The organism is Streptomyces sp. enrichment culture (assembly GCF_964273145.1).
Taxonomy (GTDB): Bacteria; Actinomycetota; Actinomycetes; order Streptomycetales; family Streptomycetaceae; genus Streptomyces.
In genome coordinates, this window is sequence record NZ_OZ186873.1 from 1,099,907 (window position 1) to 1,117,877 (window position 17,971).

Below are 17,971 nucleotides of genomic sequence, written 5' to 3' on the forward strand. Positions count from 1 at the left end.
ATGGCCGCTGTTCGCCAGTCCAGACGAGAGAGCAGGCCGACGGTGGCACGAGGCAGTACCCGCCCCACCAGCCGGGACGTCGCGCAGGCCGCCGGTGTCTCCCAGGCAGCGGTCTCCCTGGTGCTGGGCGACAAGTGGCGCGGGCGCGTGTCGGAGACCACGGCGCAACGCGTCCGCGAGGCGGCGCACGACCTCGGTTACCGCCCCAACCTCGCCGCGCGCAATCTGCGCCTGGGCCGCACCCGCACCGTCCTCCTCGTCGTCCCGGCCCTGACCACGGAGTTCTTCGCCGGCGTCTACACGGGCGCCGCGCGAGTCGCGGCCGAGCACGGCTTCGGAGTCGTCCTCTACCCCTCCCCCGAGGGCATCGGCCCCGCCCGCGACCCCTTCGCCTCCGCGCAGGCCGCCCTGGACGGCGTCATCGCCTCCTCCATGGCCGCCGACGCCCTCACCGCCATCCGCGGCGACCAGCTGCCGCTGGTGATGCTGGACAGCGACCCCGAGGGCAGCCTGGGCGCCGCCACGGTCAACCTGGACATCGCGGACGGCATCCGGCAGGCCACCGGTCATCTGCTCGCCCTCGGCCACCGCCGCTTCCTCCACCTCGCCGCGGACGTGGCCTCCTGGACCTTCGAGGTCCGCGCCCGGGAACTGGCGACGCGCCTGGCCGCCGTCGCGGACACCCGGCTCGACACGGTCCGCGCCCCCATCTCCATCGAGGGCGCCCGCACCGCCGCGGAGACCGCCCTCGGCCGCCCCGGTCCCCGTCCCACCGCCGTGGTCTGCGACGACGACCAACTGGCGGCCGGCGCCTACAAGGCGATCCGCCGCCTGGGGCTGCGCGTTCCCGACGACATCTCCGTCACCGGCGTGGACGACCTGGCGCTCGCCACCGCGATCGATCCCGAGCTCACCACGGTCCGCCTGGACGCGGAACTGTTCGGGGAGCGGGGCATGCTCGCCCTCCTGTCCGTCTTGGAGGGCCGCTCCCCCGAGGCCGGCGACATCCCGGTGCGTCTGGTGCTGCGGGGCTCCACGGCCCCGCCGAGGCGGGAGGGCTGACCGGGCGCCCGCGTGTCGCCCGGCACCGGGGCGAGCGACCGGGGCGCCGCTTCCCGGCCCCTGCGGGCAGGGGCGTCCACAGCGGTCACCCGTGTGCCGTCCCGAGGGGAACCTCCCGGGCCGGTCAGACGCCGAGGGCACGGGAACCACGCGGCACGGGCAGGGCTTTCCCGCGCCCGGACGACCGGTCGCACCCGCCGGCCCCGACCGGGGCGGAGCCGCGGCCGCCCAGGGGGAAAGCGATGTGCCGGAGGGGGTGTTCGCCCGCGGTGGTCGGCACGTCGCCCCGGACGCCTCGGCGAACGACCGATTCCGCGCCGTCCCGGGGACGGACACCCCCGGCACGACCCGGCCCACCCCCGGGGGAGGCGCTACGCGCACCCCGGCCAGGGCCGCGCAGGCGCCGCGGGGCACTCCCAGCCCCACCGGCCCGCACAGGCCGCCGCAGGCACCCGCGCCGCCACCGGACGGCACCCCGGCAGGCGCCGCAGGCGCCCCGAGACCGCTGCTCCCCCTACTCCTGCTCCTCCTCCGGCGCGGGCGTCCGGCCCGCGGCCCCCTGCTCCAGCAGCCGCGACAGCTGACTCCCCGTGATCCGCTTGAACTTCCGCTTCTGCGGACGCGTCCGGTCCAGCACCGCCACCTCCAGCCGTTCGGCGGGGATCTCCCGCTGACTGCCGTTGGTGTCCCGCGACAATGCCTGCACGGCCAGCTGCAACGCCTCCGCGAGCGTCATCCCGTCCCGGTGCCGCTGGTCGAGATAGCTGCTGATCTGCTCGGCGTTGCCGCCCACCGCCACCGAACCGTGCTCATCGACGATCGAGCCGTCGTGCGGCAGCCGGTAGATCTGGTCCTGCTCCGGGGCCTCCCCCACCTCGGCGACGACCAGCTCCACCTCGTAGGGCTTCTCCCCCGCACTGGAGAAGATCGTGCCGAGCGTCTGCGCGTAGACGTTGGCGAGCCCCCGCGCGGTCACATCGTTACGGTCGTAGGTGTAACCGCGCAGGTCCGCGTAGCGCACCCCGCCGATGCGCAGGTTCTCGTACTCGTTGTACTTGCCGGCGGCCGCGAAACCGATCCGGTCGTAGATCTCGCTGAACTTGTGCAGCGCACGGGACGGGTTCTCCCCGACGAACACGATGCCGTCGGTGTACTGCAGCACGACCAGGCTGCGGCCACGGGCGATGCCCTTGCGGGCGTACTCCGCCCGGTCGGCCATGGCCTGCTGGGGTGAGACATAGAACGGCGTCGACACCGGTTATCCGTCCCTTTCAATCGAAGTCACTGGATCACCTGACAACAACAAGGCGCCCACTACAGCAGCGCCGCCCGCGGCCCGTCCGGCTGCTCCAGCCGCCGTTCCAGGATCGACCGGGCGATCTCGGACGCCTCGTCGTCGGTGAGCCGGCGGAAGCCGTCCTCGGTGATCACGGTGACGATCGGGTAGATCCGGCGGGCGACGTCGGGACCACCGGTCGCCGAGTCGTCGTCGGCCGCGTCGTACAGGGCCTGGACCACCAGCGTCGTGGCCTCGGCCTCGCTCAGGTCGTCGCGGAAGAGCTTCTTCATGGCGCCGCGCGCGAAGATCGAACCGGAGCCCGTCGCCGCGTAACCCCGCTCCTCCGACCGCCCGCCCGTCACGTCGTACGAGAAGATGCGGCCCTCGCCGCGGTCCACGTCGTACCCGGCGAACAGCGGCACCACGGCCAGCCCCTGCATGGCCATGCCGAGGTTGGAACGGATCATGGTGGACAGCCGGTTCGCCTTGCCCTCCAGCGACAGCTGCGTGCCCTCGACCTTCTCGAAGTGCTCCAGCTCCAGCTGGAAGAGCTTCACCATCTCCACGGCCAGACCCGCCGTACCGGCGATGCCCACCGCCGAGTACTCGTCGGCCGGGAAGACCTTCTCGATGTCCCGCTGCGCGATGACGTTGCCCATGGTGGCGCGCCGGTCGCCGGCGAGGACCACTCCGCCGGGGAACGTCACGGCCACGATGGTCGTGCCGTGCGGCGCCTCGACGACCCCCTGCACCGGCGGCAGCTGCCGGTTGCCCGGCAGCAGCTCCGGCTGGTGCTCGGCGAGGAAGTCCATGAACGAGGAGGACCCCGGCGTCAGGAAGGCAGCCGGCAGACGCCCGGTGCTACGAGTGTTGGCTTCCACGCGATTCCTTCCACGTATGCAGCAGCCCGCCTTGTGACGTCGGGCCGATGGTTGAGAACTGCCCCAGCACGGCGTGCGGCTGGAGCACGGTACGCCACGGACCCTACCCCCCTTGCGGCAGTGGTCCACATACTCGGCGGGAACCCCGGGAAGGGGGCGCGGCGGGCCCCGGACGCGGTGCCGCGCGCGGCACGGTCCCACCGCACCGCGCGCGGCACCCCACGCACCACTCGCCCACCCGGCCGTCCGCCGGCCCGAAGGCCGGACCGGCCTACTGGCCGCCCTTTTGCACGAAGGACCGCACGAAGTCCTCGGCGTTCTCCTCGAGCACGTCGTCGATCTCGTCCAGCACGGAGTCCACGTCGTCGCTGAGCTTCTCGTGGCGCTCCTTGAGGTCCTCCGACGCCTGCGCGTCCTGCGCCTGCTCCTCGGCCTCCTCGGTGGACCGGGTGGCCTTCTGCTGTCCGCCGCCGGTGTCCTTGGTCGACATAACCCTCACCCCGCTCGGTTCGCCCGACACAGTTCGCTCGGTCAAGATCAGACCCTACAAGCCGGGTCTGACATCGGCCCCGCGGTCTCCCGACGCGCGGGGCCTACCTTCATGATTCCCAGCCACCGGGTTTTCCACCCCGTCCGGCCGTCCTCTCCTGGCATCCGCGTCCCCGCCCACCCGCGGGCACGCGCCTTCGCTCAGCTCCCGGACAGGACCCTGACCAGGTCCTCGGCCGTGCGGCAGCGGTCCAGGAGCTCCTTGACGTGGTGACGCGTCCCGCGAAGCGGCTCCAGGGTGGGCACCCGCTGGAGCGAGTCGCGGCCCGGCAGATCGAAGATCACCGAGTCCCAGGAGGCCGCGGCGACGTCGTCCGCGTACTGCTCCAGGCAGCGCCCGCGGAAGTACGCGCGGGTGTCCTCCGGCGGCTTCGTACGGGCCCGCTCGACCTCCGCCTCGTCCAGCAGCCGCTTCATCCGGCCCCGGGCCACCAGGCGGTTGTACAGGCCCTTCTCGGGGCGTACGTCGGCGTACTGGAGGTCGACCAGGTGCAGCCGCGCCGCGTCCCAGTCGAGGTCGTCACGGCGCCGGTAGCCCTCCATGAGCTCCCGCTTGGCGACCCAGTCCAGCTCGCCGGCCAGGCTCATCGGGTCGTTCTCCAGGCGGGTGAGCGTGTCCTCCCAGCGGCTCAGGACGTCCATGGTCTGGTCGTCGGCGTCCGCCCCGAACCGCTCCTCCACGTACTTGCGCGCCAGCTCGTAGTACTCCATCTGGAGCTGGACCGCGGTGAGTGTGCGGCCGCTGCGGAGCGTGACCAGGTGCTTGAGCGACGGGTCGTGCGAGACCTGGTGGAGGGTGCGGACGGGCTGGTCCACGGCGAGATCGACGGCGATGAAGCCGTCCTCGATCATCGACAGCACCAGGGAGGTCGTGCCCAGCTTCAGGTAGGTCGAGATCTCGGACAGGTTCGCGTCACCGATGATCACGTGCAGCCGGCGGTACTTCTCTGCGTCCGCGTGCGGCTCGTCGCGCGTGTTGATGATCGGGCGCTTCAGCGTCGTCTCCAGTCCGACCTCGACCTCGAAGTAGTCGGCGCGCTGGCTGAGCTGGAAGCCGTGCTCGTGCCCGTCCTGGCCGATGCCGACCCGGCCGGCGCCGGCGAAGACCTGGCGGGAGACGAAGAAGGGCGTCAGGTGGCGCACGATGTCCGAGAAGGGGGTCTCCCGCTTCATCAGGTAGTTCTCGTGCGTGCCGTAGGAGGCGCCCTTGTTGTCGGTGTTGTTCTTGTAGAGGTGGATCGGCTGGGCACCGGGAAGCTGGGCGGCCCGTTCCGCGGCCTCGGCCATGATCCGCTCGCCGGCCTTGTCCCAGAGGACCGCGTCCCGGGGGTTGGTGACCTCGGGGGCGCTGTACTCGGGATGGGCGTGGTCGACGTACAGCCGGGCACCGTTGGTGAGGATCACGTTGGCCAGGCCGATGTCCTCGTCGGTGAGCTGGCTGGAGTCGGCGGCCTCGCGGGCGAGGTCGAAGCCTCGTGCGTCCCGCAGCGGATTCTCCTCCTCGAAGTCCCAGCGGGCCCGGCGGGCCCGGTGCATCGCCGCCGCGTAGGCGTTGACGATCTGGGACGAGGTGAGCATGGCATTGGCGTTGGGGTGGCCGGGGACGGAGATCCCGTACTCCGTCTCGATGCCCATTACTCGCCGTACGGTCATGCGGCCCTCCTTGCCCGGCGGCGCCCTCGGTCGTGGGCGTCGCGCAGATACCGCTGGCGCTCGGTCGCGCGTGCGGTGCCCGTCCCCGCACCGCGCGACTCGGCGATACGGAAGAGCCTAGAACGCCTTTGCGCCGGTGGGGAGATCATTTGCGTCATTGCCTGCTCCAGCCGCGGGCCCCGAAAAAACAGTCGGCTGCGGGTACCCGGTGTGGGCACCCGCAGCCGCCCTGTGTTTTACAGGTACTGACCGGTGTTCGCCACCGTGTCGATGGAGCGTCCGGTGTCCGCACCCTGCTTTCCGGTGACGAGGGTGCGGATGTAAACGATCCGCTCGCCCTTCTTTCCGGAGATCCGGGCCCAGTCGTCCGGGTTGGTGGTGTTGGGCAGGTCCTCGTTCTCCTTGAACTCGTCCACGCACGCCTGGAGGAGGTGGGAGACCCGAAGGCCCTTCTGGTTCTTCTCGAGGAAGTCCTTGATCGCCATCTTCTTGGCGCGGCCCACGATGTTCTCGATCATGGCGCCGGAATTGAAGTCCTTGAAGTAGAGGACTTCCTTGTCGCCGTTGGCGTAGGTGACCTCCAGGAAGCGGTTCTCCTCCGATTCGGCGTACATTTGTTCCACCGCGGTCTGGATCATGTTCTGGACCGTGGCCGCCTTGTCGCCGCCGTGCTCCCTGAGGTCTTCCTCGTGCAGCGGGAGGCGCTCGGTGAGGTACTTCCCGAAGATGTCCTTGGCCGCCTCGGCGTCCGGACGCTCGATCTTGATCTTCACGTCGAGCCGGCCGGGCCGCAGGATGGCGGGGTCGATCATGTCCTCGCGGTTGGAGGCGCCGATCACGACCACGTTCTGCAGGCCCTCCACGCCGTCGATCTCGGCGAGCAGCTGCGGGACGATGGTGTTCTCCACGTCCGAGCTGACCCCGGAGCCGCGGGTGCGGAAGAGGGACTCCATCTCGTCGAAGAAGACGATGACGGGGGTGCCCTCGCTGGCCTTCTCCCTCGCCCGCTGGAAGACCAGGCGGATCTGCCGCTCGGTCTCGCCGACGTACTTGTTCAGCAGCTCGGGACCCTTGATGTTGAGGAAGAAGCTCTTGCCGGCCGCCTGGCCGGTGACCTCCGCGACCTTCTTGGCCAGCGAGTTCGCCACGGCCTTGGCGATCAGCGTCTTGCCGCATCCGGGGGGCCCGTAGAGCAGGACGCCCTTGGGGGGACGCAGCTCGTGCTCCTTGAACAGGTCCGGGTAGAGGTAGGGGAGCTCGACCGCGTCGCGGATCATCTCGATCTGGTTGCCGAGGCCACCGATCTGCTCGTAGCCGATGTCGGGGACCTCTTCGAGGACGAGTTCCTCGACCTCGCTCTTGGGGACGACCTCGTAGACGTACCCGGAGCGGGGCTCCAGCAGCAGGGCGTCGCCGGGACGGATGGTGACGTCCAGCAGCGGCTCGGCGAGCCGTACCACCCGTTCCTCGTCGGTGTGCCCCAGCACCAGGGCGCGCTCGCCGTCCTCGAGGATCTCCTTGAGGGTGACGATGTCGCCGACGCGCTCGAACTCCATGGCCTCGACCACGTTGAGCGCCTCGTTGAGCATCACTTCCTGGCCGCGCCTGAGCTCGTCGAGCTCGACGCTCGGGCTGACGTTCACCCGGAGCTTGCGGCCCCCGGTGAAGATGTCGGCGGTGCCGTCCTCGTTCGCCTGCAGGAAGACACCGAAGCCGGCCGGCGGCTGGGCGAGGCGGTCGACCTCCTCCTTGAGGGCCACGATCTGGTCGCGGGCCTCACGGAGCGTGTTGGCGAGTCGCTCGTTCTGGGCGGACACGCCGGCCAGGTTGGTCTGCAGCTCGACGATCCGCTCTTCGAGAATCCTCGTGTGTCGCGGAGAGTCGGCGAGCTTGCGTCGCAGGACGGCGATCTCCTGCTCAAGGTAGGCAATCTGCCCGGCCGGGTCGTCGGACCCGCGTCCCGGGCGGATGCCGCGGTTCATGTCGTCGTCGTGGGCTGCCACGGTCCTCACCTCCTCCAAGGGGAGCTGGACGCTTCCAGACCCTACCTGGGTGGGTGTCGATTGAAACCCCTAGATCACAAAGACGGTCGGGGTGTGTCCGATCTTCACCCTTGCGCTCTCCCTCACGCCAGGGGAATACCCACGGAACACGGTTGAAAAGCAGGCGGAGGTAGGGTCGAACCGTTCAACACCCGTCAGAGCTGGCCGGATTCCGTACGGCTCGACGCAGAAACGGCAGGAGAGATGAGCGTGCAGCAGGAGGCCGGAGTCGACGGCGAGGCCTTGGAGGTCTGGATCGACCAGGACCTGTGTACCGGCGACGGCATCTGTGCCCAGTACGCGCCCGAGGTGTTCGAGCTGGACATCGACGGTCTGGCGTACGTCAAGGGCGCGGACGAGGAGCTTCTGCAGGAGAAGGGGGCGACAACGCCCGTACCGCTGCCGCTTCTCACGGATGTGGTCGACTCGGCGAAGGAGTGTCCGGGCGAGTGCATTCACGTGCGTCGCGTTTCGGACAAGGTCGAGGTGTTCGGTCCCGACGCAGAGTGAGGGGATGCGGACGGACGGCGACCGATGTCTGTTCCCTCACACCGTCCGGGCCTGGGAGGGCGCCGAGCGGACGAACGCCCCGTCCTTCCACCGCCACTTCACGTCGTCCGTCACGTCCGGGCAGCAACTGGGCACGTCGGCCGACGAGTAGCCGAGCAGCGTGGCGAGGACGGCGCCGTCGCGCACCGCGAAGTCGGTGACCGTCCGGCGTTCCCGGGGACCGACGAGGGTGGCCACCACGCGGGGCCTGCCGTCGGCGCCGTGCGTGAGGACGTACACACCGTCGGGCGGGGTGCCCATGGGAGCGTCGCAGTGGACCACGGCCACCGTCTCGGGCCGGCCGTCGCCGTCGAGGTCGCCGGTGGCCTTCTTCTGCACGACCGCCTCGACCGGGCCGCACTCCAGGGGGAAGGCGGCCGCCGCCGGGTCGGGCGGCGCGGCGTCCGCCCGGGCGGCCTTCGCCTCCGGACCGGCGGCCGTCTGCGCCGCCGTCGCGGCGCCGGTCGGCAGGAGCGAGGAGAGGGCCACGACACCGGCGACGGCGGCGGCGGTGAGGATCCAGTGGACGGGGCGGGCGTGCGTGTGCGCCAGGTCCGGAACGGCGGAGTGCTGCACGAGGAGTGTCTCCTGTGAGGGCTGTGCCGGTGGGGTGGCCAGCATCGTGCCACACGTCACAGTGCGGCGGGACGGCGGGGTGGGCACCCGGCCCGGTTCACCGCTCCTCGTCCGGTGCCGAACCAACGCGACGACGCCGTGGCCCAGTTCCCGCATCCCTCGGGGAACTGGGCCACGGCGTCGTCGCGTTGGCCGCGGCGGAGGGCCGGCTCAGCGGCCGGCGCCTCCGTCGGCGTTGGGGCCGGCGTAGTCCTCGCCGTAGGCGCCCTTGGCGGGGCGGCGGCGGCGCATCGGCGGCTCGACGCCGTCGGCGAGGCGACGGGCGGTGAGCAGGAAGCCGGTGTGGCCGATCATGCGGTGGTCCGGGCGGACGGCCAGCCCCTCGATGTGCCAGTTGCGGATCATGGTCTCCCAGGCGGTCGGCTCGTTGAAGCAGCCGATCTCGCGGATGGACTCCACGGTCCGGGCGAGCTGGGTGGTGGTCGCGACGTAGCAGCACAGGATGCCGCCGGGGACGAGCGCCTTGGAGACGGCCTCCAGACACTCCCACGGGGCGAGCATGTCGAGGATGACCCGGTCGACGTCGGTGTCGGACAGGTTGTCCTGGAGGTCGCCGACGGTGAGCCGCCAGGCGGGGTGCGGACCGCCGAAGTAGCGCTCCACGTTGGCCTGGGCGATCTCGGCGAAGTCGGCGCGGCGCTCGTAGGAGTGCAGCATGCCCTGGTCGCCGATGGCGCGCAGCAGGAAGCTGCTGAGCGAGCCGGAGCCGACGCCGGCCTCCACGACGCGCGCGCCGGGGAAGATGTCGGCGAAGGCGAGGATCTGCCCCGCGTCCTTGGGGTAGACGACGGCTGCCCCGCGGGGCATGGACAGGACGTAGTCGGGGAGCAGGGGGCGCAGCGCGAGATAGGCGACGTTCCCGGTGGTGCGGACAACGCTGCCCTCGGGAGCGCCGATCAGTTCGTCGTGGGGGAAGGAACCCTTGTGGGTGTGGAAGTTCTTCCCGGCCTCGAGCGTGAACGTGTAGTGGCGGCCCTTGGGGTCGGTCAGCTGTACCTGGTCCCCGACCTTGAAGGGCCCGCGCCTGCGGGCGGCACCGGTCGGTTCGGACATGTGACCAGCCTACCGGCCTTCGGCGGGGCCGCCGACCACGGGCGCTCTCACGCGGGCGGGCGGGCCATGGCCCTGACGAAGGCGCGCTCGACGTCGGCCGCGGCCAGCACGCCGTAGATCGCGCCGGTCTCCTCCACCACCAGGTACTCGGTGGCCGGGGTGGCGCGCAGGACGTCGAGGAGTTCCTCGCCGGCCAGCTCGGCCGAGACGCGCATGCCGTCGGTGAGCTCCTGGGCGAGGCCGCCGACCGCGACCCAGGGGCGGCGGTGTTCGGGTACGCCGACGATGGCGGCCTCGCGGACGATCGACAGGGGGTCGCCCTCGGCGTCGACGACGACCAGGGCGCGGGCCCCGGCGGCGTTGGCGCGGCGCAGGGCCTCGGAGAGGGGGGTGTCGCTCTCGACGGGGACGGCGCGGCGGGTGAGGGTGCGGGCGCGCAGTTCGGGCAGGTGCTCGCGCAGGCGGGCCATGCGCAGGCTGTTGCCGGCACCGGTCCAGATGATCGCGGCGAGGATGGCGGCGAGCAGGGCGTCCATGACGGTGTCCATGCCGACGTTGTCCGCGGCGTCGGAGCCGAGCGCGCCGGACCGGGTGAACAGCGGCAGGCCGATGAGGACGCAGACGGCGAGGGCGCGGCCGACCCACGCGGCGGCGACGGTGCCGCTCATGGGCCTGCCCGTGAGCTTCCAGACGACCGCGCGGAGCATCCGGCCGCCGTCGAGGGGAAGGCCGGGCAGGAGGTTGAAGGCGGCCACGATGAGGTTGGAGATCATCAGGCCGGCGAGCAGGACGCCGGGGACGGTGCCTGGTTCCACCGCCTGCAGGGCGAGGTGGAAGACGCCGGCGAGGACGAGGGAGAGCAGCGGGCCGACGAAGGCGAGGACGAACTCGCGGCCGGGGGTCTCGGCTTCCTTCTCGATCTCGGAGACGCCGCCGAAGAACTGGAGCTGGATGCGGCGGACCGGCAGCTTGAAGCGCAGGGCGGCGATGGTGTGGGCGAGCTCGTGGACCAGGACGGAGGCGTAGAAGGCGACCGCGAAGAAGAGGGAGACCAGGTAGCGGGCGGCACCGAGCTCGGGCAGGACGCGGTCGAGCTGGCCGCCGAAGACCCAGGTGATCAGGACGGCGACGAGGAACCAGCTCGGCGCGACGTACACGGGGACGCCGAAGGGCCGCCCCATCAGCAGCCCGCCACCGGGCTCCGGGGGGCGCCGCGGCCCGGGCGCGGCTCCGGCGCCGGTGCGGCCGGTTTCGGGACCGGTGCCGGGCTCCGCGGGAGCGCGGCGTCCGCCGCCGGGGGCCCGGTCCGCCGGGTGGGCGCCGCTGTCCGCCGGCTCCCGCCGGGGCGCGCCGTCCGTGTCGTGCCCGGCGCTGCCGGGGAGCCCGTGTCCGGCCCCGGTCCCGCCGCGCGCGGCACCGTCCCGACCGGCTTCCCGCGGCGGCTCTCCGCCGTGCGGGGTGCCGGCGGGCGTCTGGTCCCCGTGCCCGGCGGCACCGCCTCCGGTGCGGGGTGTGTCGTCACCGGGCCGTCCACCGGCCGGGGCGGGGCCGGGTGGGACGGGCTCCGGACGGGTGGTTCCGTCGTCCGGGGCCGGGCCGGGGCGTGCGGGGTCGGCGGCCGGGACCGTCGGCCCCGCGTGGTGCTCGGCCGGTTCCTCGCTGCCGGACCGCGGCTGCCCGCTCGCGCCGCTCACGTCCACGGTGTCCCCTCGTTCGAAGCGTCTCCCGCGCCTGCCGGGCAGGAGGGTCTCGAGTCGATGGTATGCGGCCCTCGCGGCCCGTTCCGCCCCGGCACCCCTCGGATTTCCCCCGGCGCAGGCGTCACGGCCGCGGCTGGGCCGCTGTCGGTGGCGGGCCGTAAGGTCTGTGGTCATGGAGACGAGCAGCGAGGGTGCCGTGGACGGGGCGGGGAGCGCCGCCGCTCCCGCCCCGCAGGCGGAGCCGCCCGAGACGGCCGGGACGGCGGCGGCGGACGCGGGCGGGGGCGGCGCGGGGGCGGCCGCCGCGGGGTCCGCCGCCGTACCGCCCGCGACGCTCTCCCCCTCGCGCGCGGGTGACTTCATGCAGTGCCCGCTGCTGTACCGGTTCCGGGTGATCGACCGCCTGCCGGAGAAGCCGAGCGAGGCGGCGACCCGCGGCACCCTGGTCCACGCGGTGCTGGAGCGGCTCTTCGACGTCCCGCCGGCCGAGCGCACGGTGCCGCGCGCGAAGGCGCTGGTCCCCGGCCAGTGGGACCGGCTGCGCGAGAGCCGGCCCGAGGTCGCGGAGCTGTTCGCGGACGATCCGGAAGGCGAGCGGCTGGCGCGCTGGCTGGGCGAGGCGGAGCGGCTGGTCGAGCGCTGGTTCAGCCTGGAGGACCCGAGCCGGCTGGAGCCGGCCGAGCGGGAGCTGTTCGTCGAGGCGGAGCTGGACTCCGGGCTGCGGCTGCGCGGCATCATCGACCGGGTCGACGTGGCGCCCACGGGCGAGGTGCGGATCGTCGACTACAAGACGGGCAAGGCGCCCCGGCCGGAGTACGCCGAGGGCGCGCTGTTCCAGATGAAGTTCTACGCCCTGGTGGTGTGGCGGCTGAGGAAGGTGGTCCCCAGGCGGCTGCAGCTGGTCTACCTGGGCAGCGGTGACGTGCTGACGTACGATCCGGTCCTCGCCGACCTGGAGCGGGTCGAGCGCAAGCTGCTGGCGCTGTGGGACGCGATCCGGGTGGCGACCGAGACCGGCGACTGGCGGCCGCGGCCCACCAGGCTCTGCGGCTGGTGCGACCACCGGGCGCACTGTCCGGAGTTCGGCGGCACTCCCCCGCCGTACCCGCTGCCCGTGCGCGCGCCTGCCGCCGGTGCGGGCGGCTGAGTCCGGCGGGAGCGGCCGGGTGCCCCGGCGGGAAACCCGATCGGGCGCTCAGGGCAGAATGGGGCCGGACTAGCGAAGGAGACTCACGTGGCCATCCGCGTCCTACTGGTCGACGACCAGCCGCTGCTGCGCACGGGCTTCCGGATGATCCTGGAGGCGGAGCAGGACATCGCGGTCGTCGGCGAGGCCGGGGACGGTCTCCAGGCCCTCGACCAGGTGCGGGCCCTGCAACCCGATGTGGTCCTGATGGACATCCGCATGCCGCGGATGGACGGGGTGGAGGCGACCCGGCAGATCACCGGGCCCGGGCGGGACGGCCCGGCCAAGGTGCTGGTACTGACCACCTTCGACCTCGACGAGTACGTGGTGGAGGCGCTGCGCGCCGGTGCCAGCGGCTTCCTGCTGAAGGACGCCCCGGCGGTGGAGCTGGTGCAGGCGATCCGCGTGGTGGCCGCCGGTGAGGCGATGCTCGCGCCGAGCGTCACCAGGCGGCTGCTCGACAAGTACGCCACGCACCTGCCCTCGGGTGACGAGCCGGTGCCGGACACCCTGCACACGCTCACCGAGCGTGAGGTGGAGGTGCTGAAGCTGGTGGCGCGCGGTCTGTCCAACGCCGAGATCGCCGCCGACCTGTTCGTCAGCGAGACCACCGTCAAGACGCACGTGGGGCATGTGCTGACCAAGCTGGGGCTGCGCGACCGTGTGCAGGCCGCGGTGTACGCGTACGAGAGCGGGCTGGTGCGCCCCGGCGCGCAGTAGGTCCCGCACGACGGCGAAGGGCGCCCCCGACCGGCGGGGGCGCCCTTCGCCGTCGTGCGGCCGCTCGCCGGCTCAGTCCTTGTTGAGTTCCCAGAACCGGAACACGGTGGAGGCGTCGAGGCAGTACTCCAGGCCGTAGACCCGGTCGTGGGCGACCGCGTACTGCTTGGCCTGCCAGACCGGGAGGACGGGGACTTCCTCGGCGACGATGTCCTGCAGCCGGCCGAATTCCTCCTCGGTCGCGGAGCGGTCGCTCTCGGCGGCGGTGTGCGGCAGGAGGGTGCCGGTGATCGTGTCGTTGGTGTACTTGTTGCCCAGCACGTTGCCCTTGCCGAAGAAGGGGGCCGTGAAGTTGTCGGGATCCGGGTAGTCGGGGATCCAGCCCTTCACGTACACGCCGTACTTGCCCGCGGCGATGTCCTTCTCGTACTGCTCGAAGGGCACGGACTCCATCCGGGCGTCGAACAGCCCGCTCGCGTTGAGCTGGCCGGCGATCGCCTGGAGCTCCTGGTCGGTGGCCGGGCCGTAGCGGGACGGGGTCGACCAGAGGGTCAGCTTCACCTTGCCGGTGATGCCGTCGGCGCGCAGGGCGGCGGCGGCCTCGTCCTTGGAGGGGTGGGCGCCGTAGGTGTCGAAGAAGGCCGTGTTGTGGCCGGCGATACCGACCGGGATGATCGAGTACAGCGGGGTGGCCGTGCCCTGGTAGACGTCCCGGACGAGGGCCTCGCGGTCCAGCAGGTGGGCGATGGCCTTGCGGACGCCGGGCTTGCCGGCCACCGGGTCGTCCATGTTGAAGACCAGGTGCTGCACTTCGGCGCTGCTGCCCTCGACGACCTCGATGCCGGAGCCGTCGTCGGCCTTCTCGATGCCGGCGATGTCGGTCGCCGACAGGCCCCGGTAGGCGACGTCGACCTCGCCGTCCATGAGGGACTGCTTCAGCTTGCCCTGGTCGCCTTGGAAGAACTTGAGCGTCACGCCCGCGTTCCGCACCTCGGCGTTGCCCTTGTAATGCTTGTTGACCGAGAAGACGGCCTCGTCCTCACCGAACGAGTCCAGCTGGTAGGGGCCGGAGCCGACCGCCTTGCCGTCCTTGCGCAGCGCGTCGGCGTCGTACTGCCGGTGGTCGACGATGGAGCCGGCGCTGGAGGCGACCTTGCTGGGGAAGGTGGCGTCCGACCTGTTGAGGTGGAAGACGACCGTCTTGTCGTCCGGTGTCTCGACCCTGTCCAGCGTGGTGAACATGACGGCGGGGCCGGCGGCGTCGTTGATCTTCAGTACGCGGTCGAAGGAGAACTTCACGTCCTTCGAGGTGAGCGGGTCGCCGTTGCTGAACTTCAGTCCGTCCTTCAGCGTGCACCGGTACACCTGGGCCTGCGTGTCCGTGAAACCGCACGCCTCGGCGGCCTCCGGTTCCGGCTGCGTGCCTCCCTTGGGGAAACTCAGCAGCGACTGGAAGACGTTGTTGAACAGCAGCCAGGAGCCGGGGTCGTAACCGGAGGCGGGGTCGGTGGCCAGGACGTCGTCGGACATGCCGACGACGACCCGGTTTCCCTCGGTGGCGGTGTCGCCGTTCTCCGTACCGCAGCCGGTCAGCAGGCCGGAGGCGAGTCCCGCCACGAGCGGCAGGACCGGCCAGTGGTTGCGCAGGTTCACGTGCTGTGCCTTGTCGTCGGTGAGTCGGGTCGCCGGGGCCGCCCGTCCAGGGCCCCGGCCGCGGGAAGGCGTCAGCCGCTCACTCCGCGGCCGAGCTCCCACAACTGAAGGGTGGAGGAGGAGTTCAGGGCGTACGCGGTGCCCGTGATGTCGTCCCGCGCCGCGACGTACTGCTTGCCCTGCCACAGCGGCAGCACCGGTACTTCGTCGGCGACGATGTCCTGCATCTTCGTCACGCTCTCCGCGGCGGACAGCCGGTCGGCCTCGCGCCGGGACTCCGGGATGAGGATGTCGCGGATCTTGCTGTTGGTGTAGGGGGAGTTGAGGAAGTTGTCCTCGTCGAAGAAGGGGGCGAGGAAGTTGTCGGCGTCGGGGAAGTCCGGGAACCAGCCGAGGCCGTAGACCTCGTACTCGCCCTTCAGCTGGGCCGGGCGGAAGGTGTCCCAGGGAACGCCCTCGATGGTGACCTCGAACAGGCCGCTGTCGTTGAGCTGCCTCTTCAGTTCCTCGAACTCCAGCGCGGTGGCCGAGCCGTAGTGGTCGGTGGTGTAGTGCAGCGTCAGCTTCACCGGGGTGGTGACGCCGGCCTTGGCCAGCAGGGACTTGGCCTCGTCCACGCTCGGGTCGCCGTACGTGTTGAAGAACGAGTTGGAGTGGCCGGTGACGGCGGCCGGCACCAGCGAGTACAGCGGCTCGGCCTGGGAACCGTAGACCTTGGAGACGAGTTCGCTGCGGTTGACGATCTGGGCCATGGCCTGGCGGACGGCCTTGTCCTTGACCTCCGGCGCGTTCGTGTTGAAGGCCAGGTAGCGGATCTCCAGACCGGGCATCTCCACGAGGTCGACGGTGTCGTCGGAGGCGTTGGAGAGCTCCCTGACCTGCTCCGGCGTCATCGCGCGCGTCATCAGGTCGATGTCGCCCCGGCTCAGGGCGGCGCCCATGGCCTCGGCGTCCTCGAACGACACCAGCTCGACCTTGTCGTTGTTCACCGTCAGCGCCCCCTTGTAGTTGGGGTTCCTGGTGAACACGGCCTTCACGAGTTCGTCGTCCTCCACCTCGGCCCGGAAGGTGTACGGACCCGAGCCGTCCACGTCGAAGCCGTCGCGGAACTCGCCCTTGGCGTAGTCGTCGGGGTTGACGATGCCCGCCACCGGGGTGGACAGCTTGAACGGGAAGGTGGCGTCGGCGGTCTTGAGGTGGAAGACGACCTCGCGGTCGCCCTGCGTCTCGACGGTGTCGATGGTGGACAGCAGGGCGGCCACACCGTTGTCGGCCTTGAGGGAGCGCGCGCGGTCGATCGAGTACTTCACGTCGGCGGCGGTGACGGGGTCGCCGTTCGCGAACTTCAGACCATCGCGCAGGGTGCACGCGTAGCGCTCGTTGCCGGTGTCGGTGAAGCCGCACTTCTCGGCGGCCTCGGGTACCGGCTCGCCCTCACCGCGTGGCTGGACCATCAGGGTCTGCACGGTCTGGCGGAGGATGTTCCAGCTGCCGACCTCGTAGGCGTAGGCCGGGTCGAGGGGCGCGGGGGCAGCCTTCGAAGCGGTGAACCGGTCCGTGGTGCCGACGACGATCGCGTCACCGCCGTCGCCGCCGTCCGATCCGCCGCACGCGGCGAGCACCGGGGCGAGCAGACCGATGACGGCCGGCAGCACCAAAGTCTTGCGGTTCATGCTCGGGTTACTCCAGGACTGTCGGGTCCGTGTATCCGGCATGCAGGGGTGGCGCAGCGGATCACGGGGTGGGAGCGATGTTCTCGCGACGAGATTAGTCCGCGCTCGCAGGACGGTTCGCGGGCACCGAAGTTGAGGCTCCATCACGGAGCGAAACCGGGCGCGGACAGACCGAAAACCCGACGAGGGAAGGATTAGTGCAGCATCTCCCCAATCAGGACACATGGGCACGCCGACAGTCCCCGGAAAGCGGCCCTCAGCACACACGCCCTTCCCTGTCGACCCCTTTGCGCGTGTCGAACGTCACAACCCGGCCGCCGGGCGATCGGTGGAATGCGTGCGTCCGGCAGGGGGAATTCTCCTTCCCGGCCCCTGCGCCGCCCCCGCGTACGGTTATCCCGGATCCCCGCCCCATCGCCTTCGCAGGCTGGGTGAACACCTAGCGCGTTTTCGTCATCAGACTACGGAGAAACGCCAGGTCGACCTCTTCGAGCGAGGTCACGACCGTGCGCCGGGGAGCCGGGGCGAGAGGGGCGACGGACGGCACGGCCACCACCTGGCAGCCCGCGGCTTCGGCGGCGGCGACCCCGGTGGCGGTGTCCTCGACGACCACGCAGCGGACCGGGTCGGCGCCGAATCCGGCCGCGGCGGTCAGGTAGGGGTCGGGGTGGGGCTTGGTGCGCGGCACCTCGTCGCCGGCGACCGACAGCGCGAAGTGGTGCGGGCCCAGGGTCTTCAGCACCCGGTCGATGATGCGCCGGTGCGAGGCGGACACCAGCGCGGTGGGGATCTCGTGCTCGTACAGCTCCGCCAGCAGCCGGGCGGCTCCCGGCATCAGCGGCAGGTCCTGCTCGATGCGTTCCTCGAAGCCCTCGTTGAGCAGCACCGTGAGTTCCGGGAGGGTGATGTCGGCCCCGGTGGCCTCGATCAGGAACCCCGCGCTGCGGCTCATGGGGCCGCCGACCACGACATGGCGCCAGGTCTCGTCGAGCGTGTGCCCGAGGGAGGCGAAGACCTCGACCTCGACGTCCCACCAGAAGCCCTCGGTGTCCACGAGGGTGCCGTCCATGTCGAGGAGCACCGCTTGCAGGGCGGAGCCGTCGGCGGCCGGGGCCTTCCCGGCCCGAGCGGGGCCGAGGGCCTGGGAAAGGGTTCCGCGCGCGGGGACCGTACTGGTCATCCACGTACCTCCTTGAGGGACGATCAGGCCGGCTCCCGTGAGGGAGCCGGCCTGCGGTGGACCGACCAGTGTACGACGCGCACGGACGGAACGCCCGGTGTGACGCGTGTGCCCCGGGGCACACCGGCGGACGTGCCGGGGCGGTCCCGCGTCCG

At 71.3% G+C, this 17,971-nt stretch carries 15 protein-coding genes; 4 read left to right on the top strand and 11 right to left on the bottom strand.

Translation table 11 applies throughout. The features are described from left to right. On the top strand, positions 1–1,062 hold the full coding sequence (locus tag ACSU6Z_RS05035; RefSeq protein WP_437043250.1) for a LacI family DNA-binding transcriptional regulator: 1,062 nt from the start codon (positions 1–3) through the stop codon (positions 1,060–1,062). A 514-nt stretch (positions 1,063–1,576) separates the two neighbouring features. Here the strand turns inward: ACSU6Z_RS05035 and prcA are convergent. From prcA to arc, 5 genes are all read right to left on the bottom strand, one after another. Beyond that, positions 1,577–2,317 carry a proteasome subunit alpha gene (gene prcA, locus ACSU6Z_RS05040; protein ID WP_437043252.1) on the bottom strand — a complete coding sequence of 247 codons (741 nt, stop codon included), beginning with the start codon at positions 2,315–2,317 and terminating at the stop codon, positions 1,577–1,579. Positions 2,318–2,376: 59 nt separating this feature from the next. Beyond that, complete coding sequence (prcB, locus tag ACSU6Z_RS05045; RefSeq protein ID WP_437021053.1) at positions 2,377–3,222, bottom strand: proteasome subunit beta; 846 nt, start codon at positions 3,220–3,222, stop codon at positions 2,377–2,379. 271 nt (positions 3,223–3,493) lie between these two features. Then, complete coding sequence (locus ACSU6Z_RS05050; RefSeq protein WP_437050183.1) at positions 3,494–3,712, bottom strand: ubiquitin-like protein Pup; 219 nt, start codon at positions 3,710–3,712, stop codon at positions 3,494–3,496. 200 nt (positions 3,713–3,912) lie between these two features. Next, positions 3,913–5,424: a depupylase/deamidase Dop gene (dop, locus tag ACSU6Z_RS05055; protein WP_437043254.1), complete on the bottom strand. Its 1,512-nt coding sequence runs from the start codon at positions 5,422–5,424 to the stop codon at positions 3,913–3,915. A gap of 236 nt (positions 5,425–5,660) precedes the next feature. Beyond that, complete coding sequence (gene arc / locus ACSU6Z_RS05060) at positions 5,661–7,427, bottom strand: proteasome ATPase (protein ID WP_437021049.1); 1,767 nt, start codon at positions 7,425–7,427, stop codon at positions 5,661–5,663. A gap of 243 nt (positions 7,428–7,670) precedes the next feature. On the opposite strand from arc, the gene ACSU6Z_RS05065 reads away from it, so the two are divergent. Then, the gene (locus ACSU6Z_RS05065) at positions 7,671–7,976 is read left to right on the top strand and encodes a ferredoxin (RefSeq protein ID WP_358783503.1); all 306 of its coding nucleotides are present in this window, start codon (positions 7,671–7,673) and stop codon (positions 7,974–7,976) included. A 36-nt stretch (positions 7,977–8,012) separates the two neighbouring features. Here ACSU6Z_RS05065 and ACSU6Z_RS05070 read toward each other — a convergent pair whose 3' ends face one another. From ACSU6Z_RS05070 to ACSU6Z_RS05080, 3 genes are all read right to left on the bottom strand, one after another. Further along, positions 8,013–8,591 (bottom strand): hypothetical protein, encoded by a 579-nt coding sequence (locus ACSU6Z_RS05070; protein WP_437043257.1) that lies wholly within the window; start codon positions 8,589–8,591, stop codon positions 8,013–8,015. Positions 8,592–8,801: 210 nt separating this feature from the next. Further along, positions 8,802–9,704, bottom strand: a complete 903-nt coding sequence (locus ACSU6Z_RS05075) for a tRNA (adenine-N1)-methyltransferase (RefSeq protein ID WP_437043259.1) — start codon at positions 9,702–9,704, stop codon at positions 8,802–8,804. A 47-nt stretch (positions 9,705–9,751) separates the two neighbouring features. Further along, positions 9,752–11,404: a site-2 protease family protein gene (locus ACSU6Z_RS05080; RefSeq protein WP_437043261.1), complete on the bottom strand. Its 1,653-nt coding sequence runs from the start codon at positions 11,402–11,404 to the stop codon at positions 9,752–9,754. 172 nt (positions 11,405–11,576) lie between these two features. Between ACSU6Z_RS05080 and ACSU6Z_RS05085 the strand changes: the two genes are divergently transcribed. Beyond that, positions 11,577–12,551, top strand: a complete 975-nt coding sequence (locus tag ACSU6Z_RS05085) for a RecB family exonuclease (protein ID WP_437043263.1) — start codon at positions 11,577–11,579, stop codon at positions 12,549–12,551. An 87-nt stretch (positions 12,552–12,638) separates the two neighbouring features. Beyond that, positions 12,639–13,310, top strand: coding sequence for a response regulator (locus ACSU6Z_RS05090; protein WP_437043265.1), 672 nt, complete (start codon positions 12,639–12,641; stop codon positions 13,308–13,310). Between the two features lie 72 nt (positions 13,311–13,382). On the opposite strand, the gene ACSU6Z_RS05095 is transcribed toward ACSU6Z_RS05090, so the two are convergent. The 3 genes from ACSU6Z_RS05095 to ACSU6Z_RS05105 all read right to left on the bottom strand — a co-directional run bounded on the left by ACSU6Z_RS05095 (position 13,383) and on the right by ACSU6Z_RS05105 (position 17,816). Further along, complete coding sequence (locus ACSU6Z_RS05095) at positions 13,383–14,963, bottom strand: ABC transporter substrate-binding protein (protein ID WP_437043267.1); 1,581 nt, start codon at positions 14,961–14,963, stop codon at positions 13,383–13,385. Positions 14,964–15,034: 71 nt separating this feature from the next. After that, complete coding sequence (locus ACSU6Z_RS05100; RefSeq protein ID WP_437043269.1) at positions 15,035–16,636, bottom strand: ABC transporter substrate-binding protein; 1,602 nt, start codon at positions 16,634–16,636, stop codon at positions 15,035–15,037. Positions 16,637–17,075: 439 nt separating this feature from the next. Then, complete coding sequence (locus ACSU6Z_RS05105; RefSeq protein ID WP_437043271.1) at positions 17,076–17,816, bottom strand: HAD family hydrolase; 741 nt, start codon at positions 17,814–17,816, stop codon at positions 17,076–17,078. Positions 17,817–17,971 lie beyond the last annotated feature (155 nt).

What these genes read in the sequence shown, in the direction of transcription:
- ACSU6Z_RS05105 (WP_437043271.1), bottom strand. Translation starts at nt 17,816, where the DNA reads ATGACCAGTACGGTCCCCGCGCGCGGAACCCTTTCCCAGGCCCTCGGC.
- ACSU6Z_RS05035 (WP_437043250.1), top strand. Translation starts at nt 1, where the DNA reads ATGGCCGCTGTTCGCCAGTCCAGACGAGAGAGCAGGCCGACGGTGGCA.
- ACSU6Z_RS05050 (WP_437050183.1), bottom strand. Translation starts at nt 3,712, where the DNA reads ATGTCGACCAAGGACACCGGCGGCGGACAGCAGAAGGCCACCCGGTCC.
- ACSU6Z_RS05065 (WP_358783503.1), top strand. Translation starts at nt 7,671, where the DNA reads ATGAGCGTGCAGCAGGAGGCCGGAGTCGACGGCGAGGCCTTGGAGGTC.
- dop (WP_437043254.1), bottom strand. Translation starts at nt 5,424, where the DNA reads ATGACCGTACGGCGAGTAATGGGCATCGAGACGGAGTACGGGATCTCC.
- ACSU6Z_RS05100 (WP_437043269.1), bottom strand. Translation starts at nt 16,636, where the DNA reads ATGAACCGCAAGACTTTGGTGCTGCCGGCCGTCATCGGTCTGCTCGCC.
- ACSU6Z_RS05085 (WP_437043263.1), top strand. Translation starts at nt 11,577, where the DNA reads ATGGAGACGAGCAGCGAGGGTGCCGTGGACGGGGCGGGGAGCGCCGCC.
- ACSU6Z_RS05075 (WP_437043259.1), bottom strand. Translation starts at nt 9,704, where the DNA reads ATGTCCGAACCGACCGGTGCCGCCCGCAGGCGCGGGCCCTTCAAGGTC.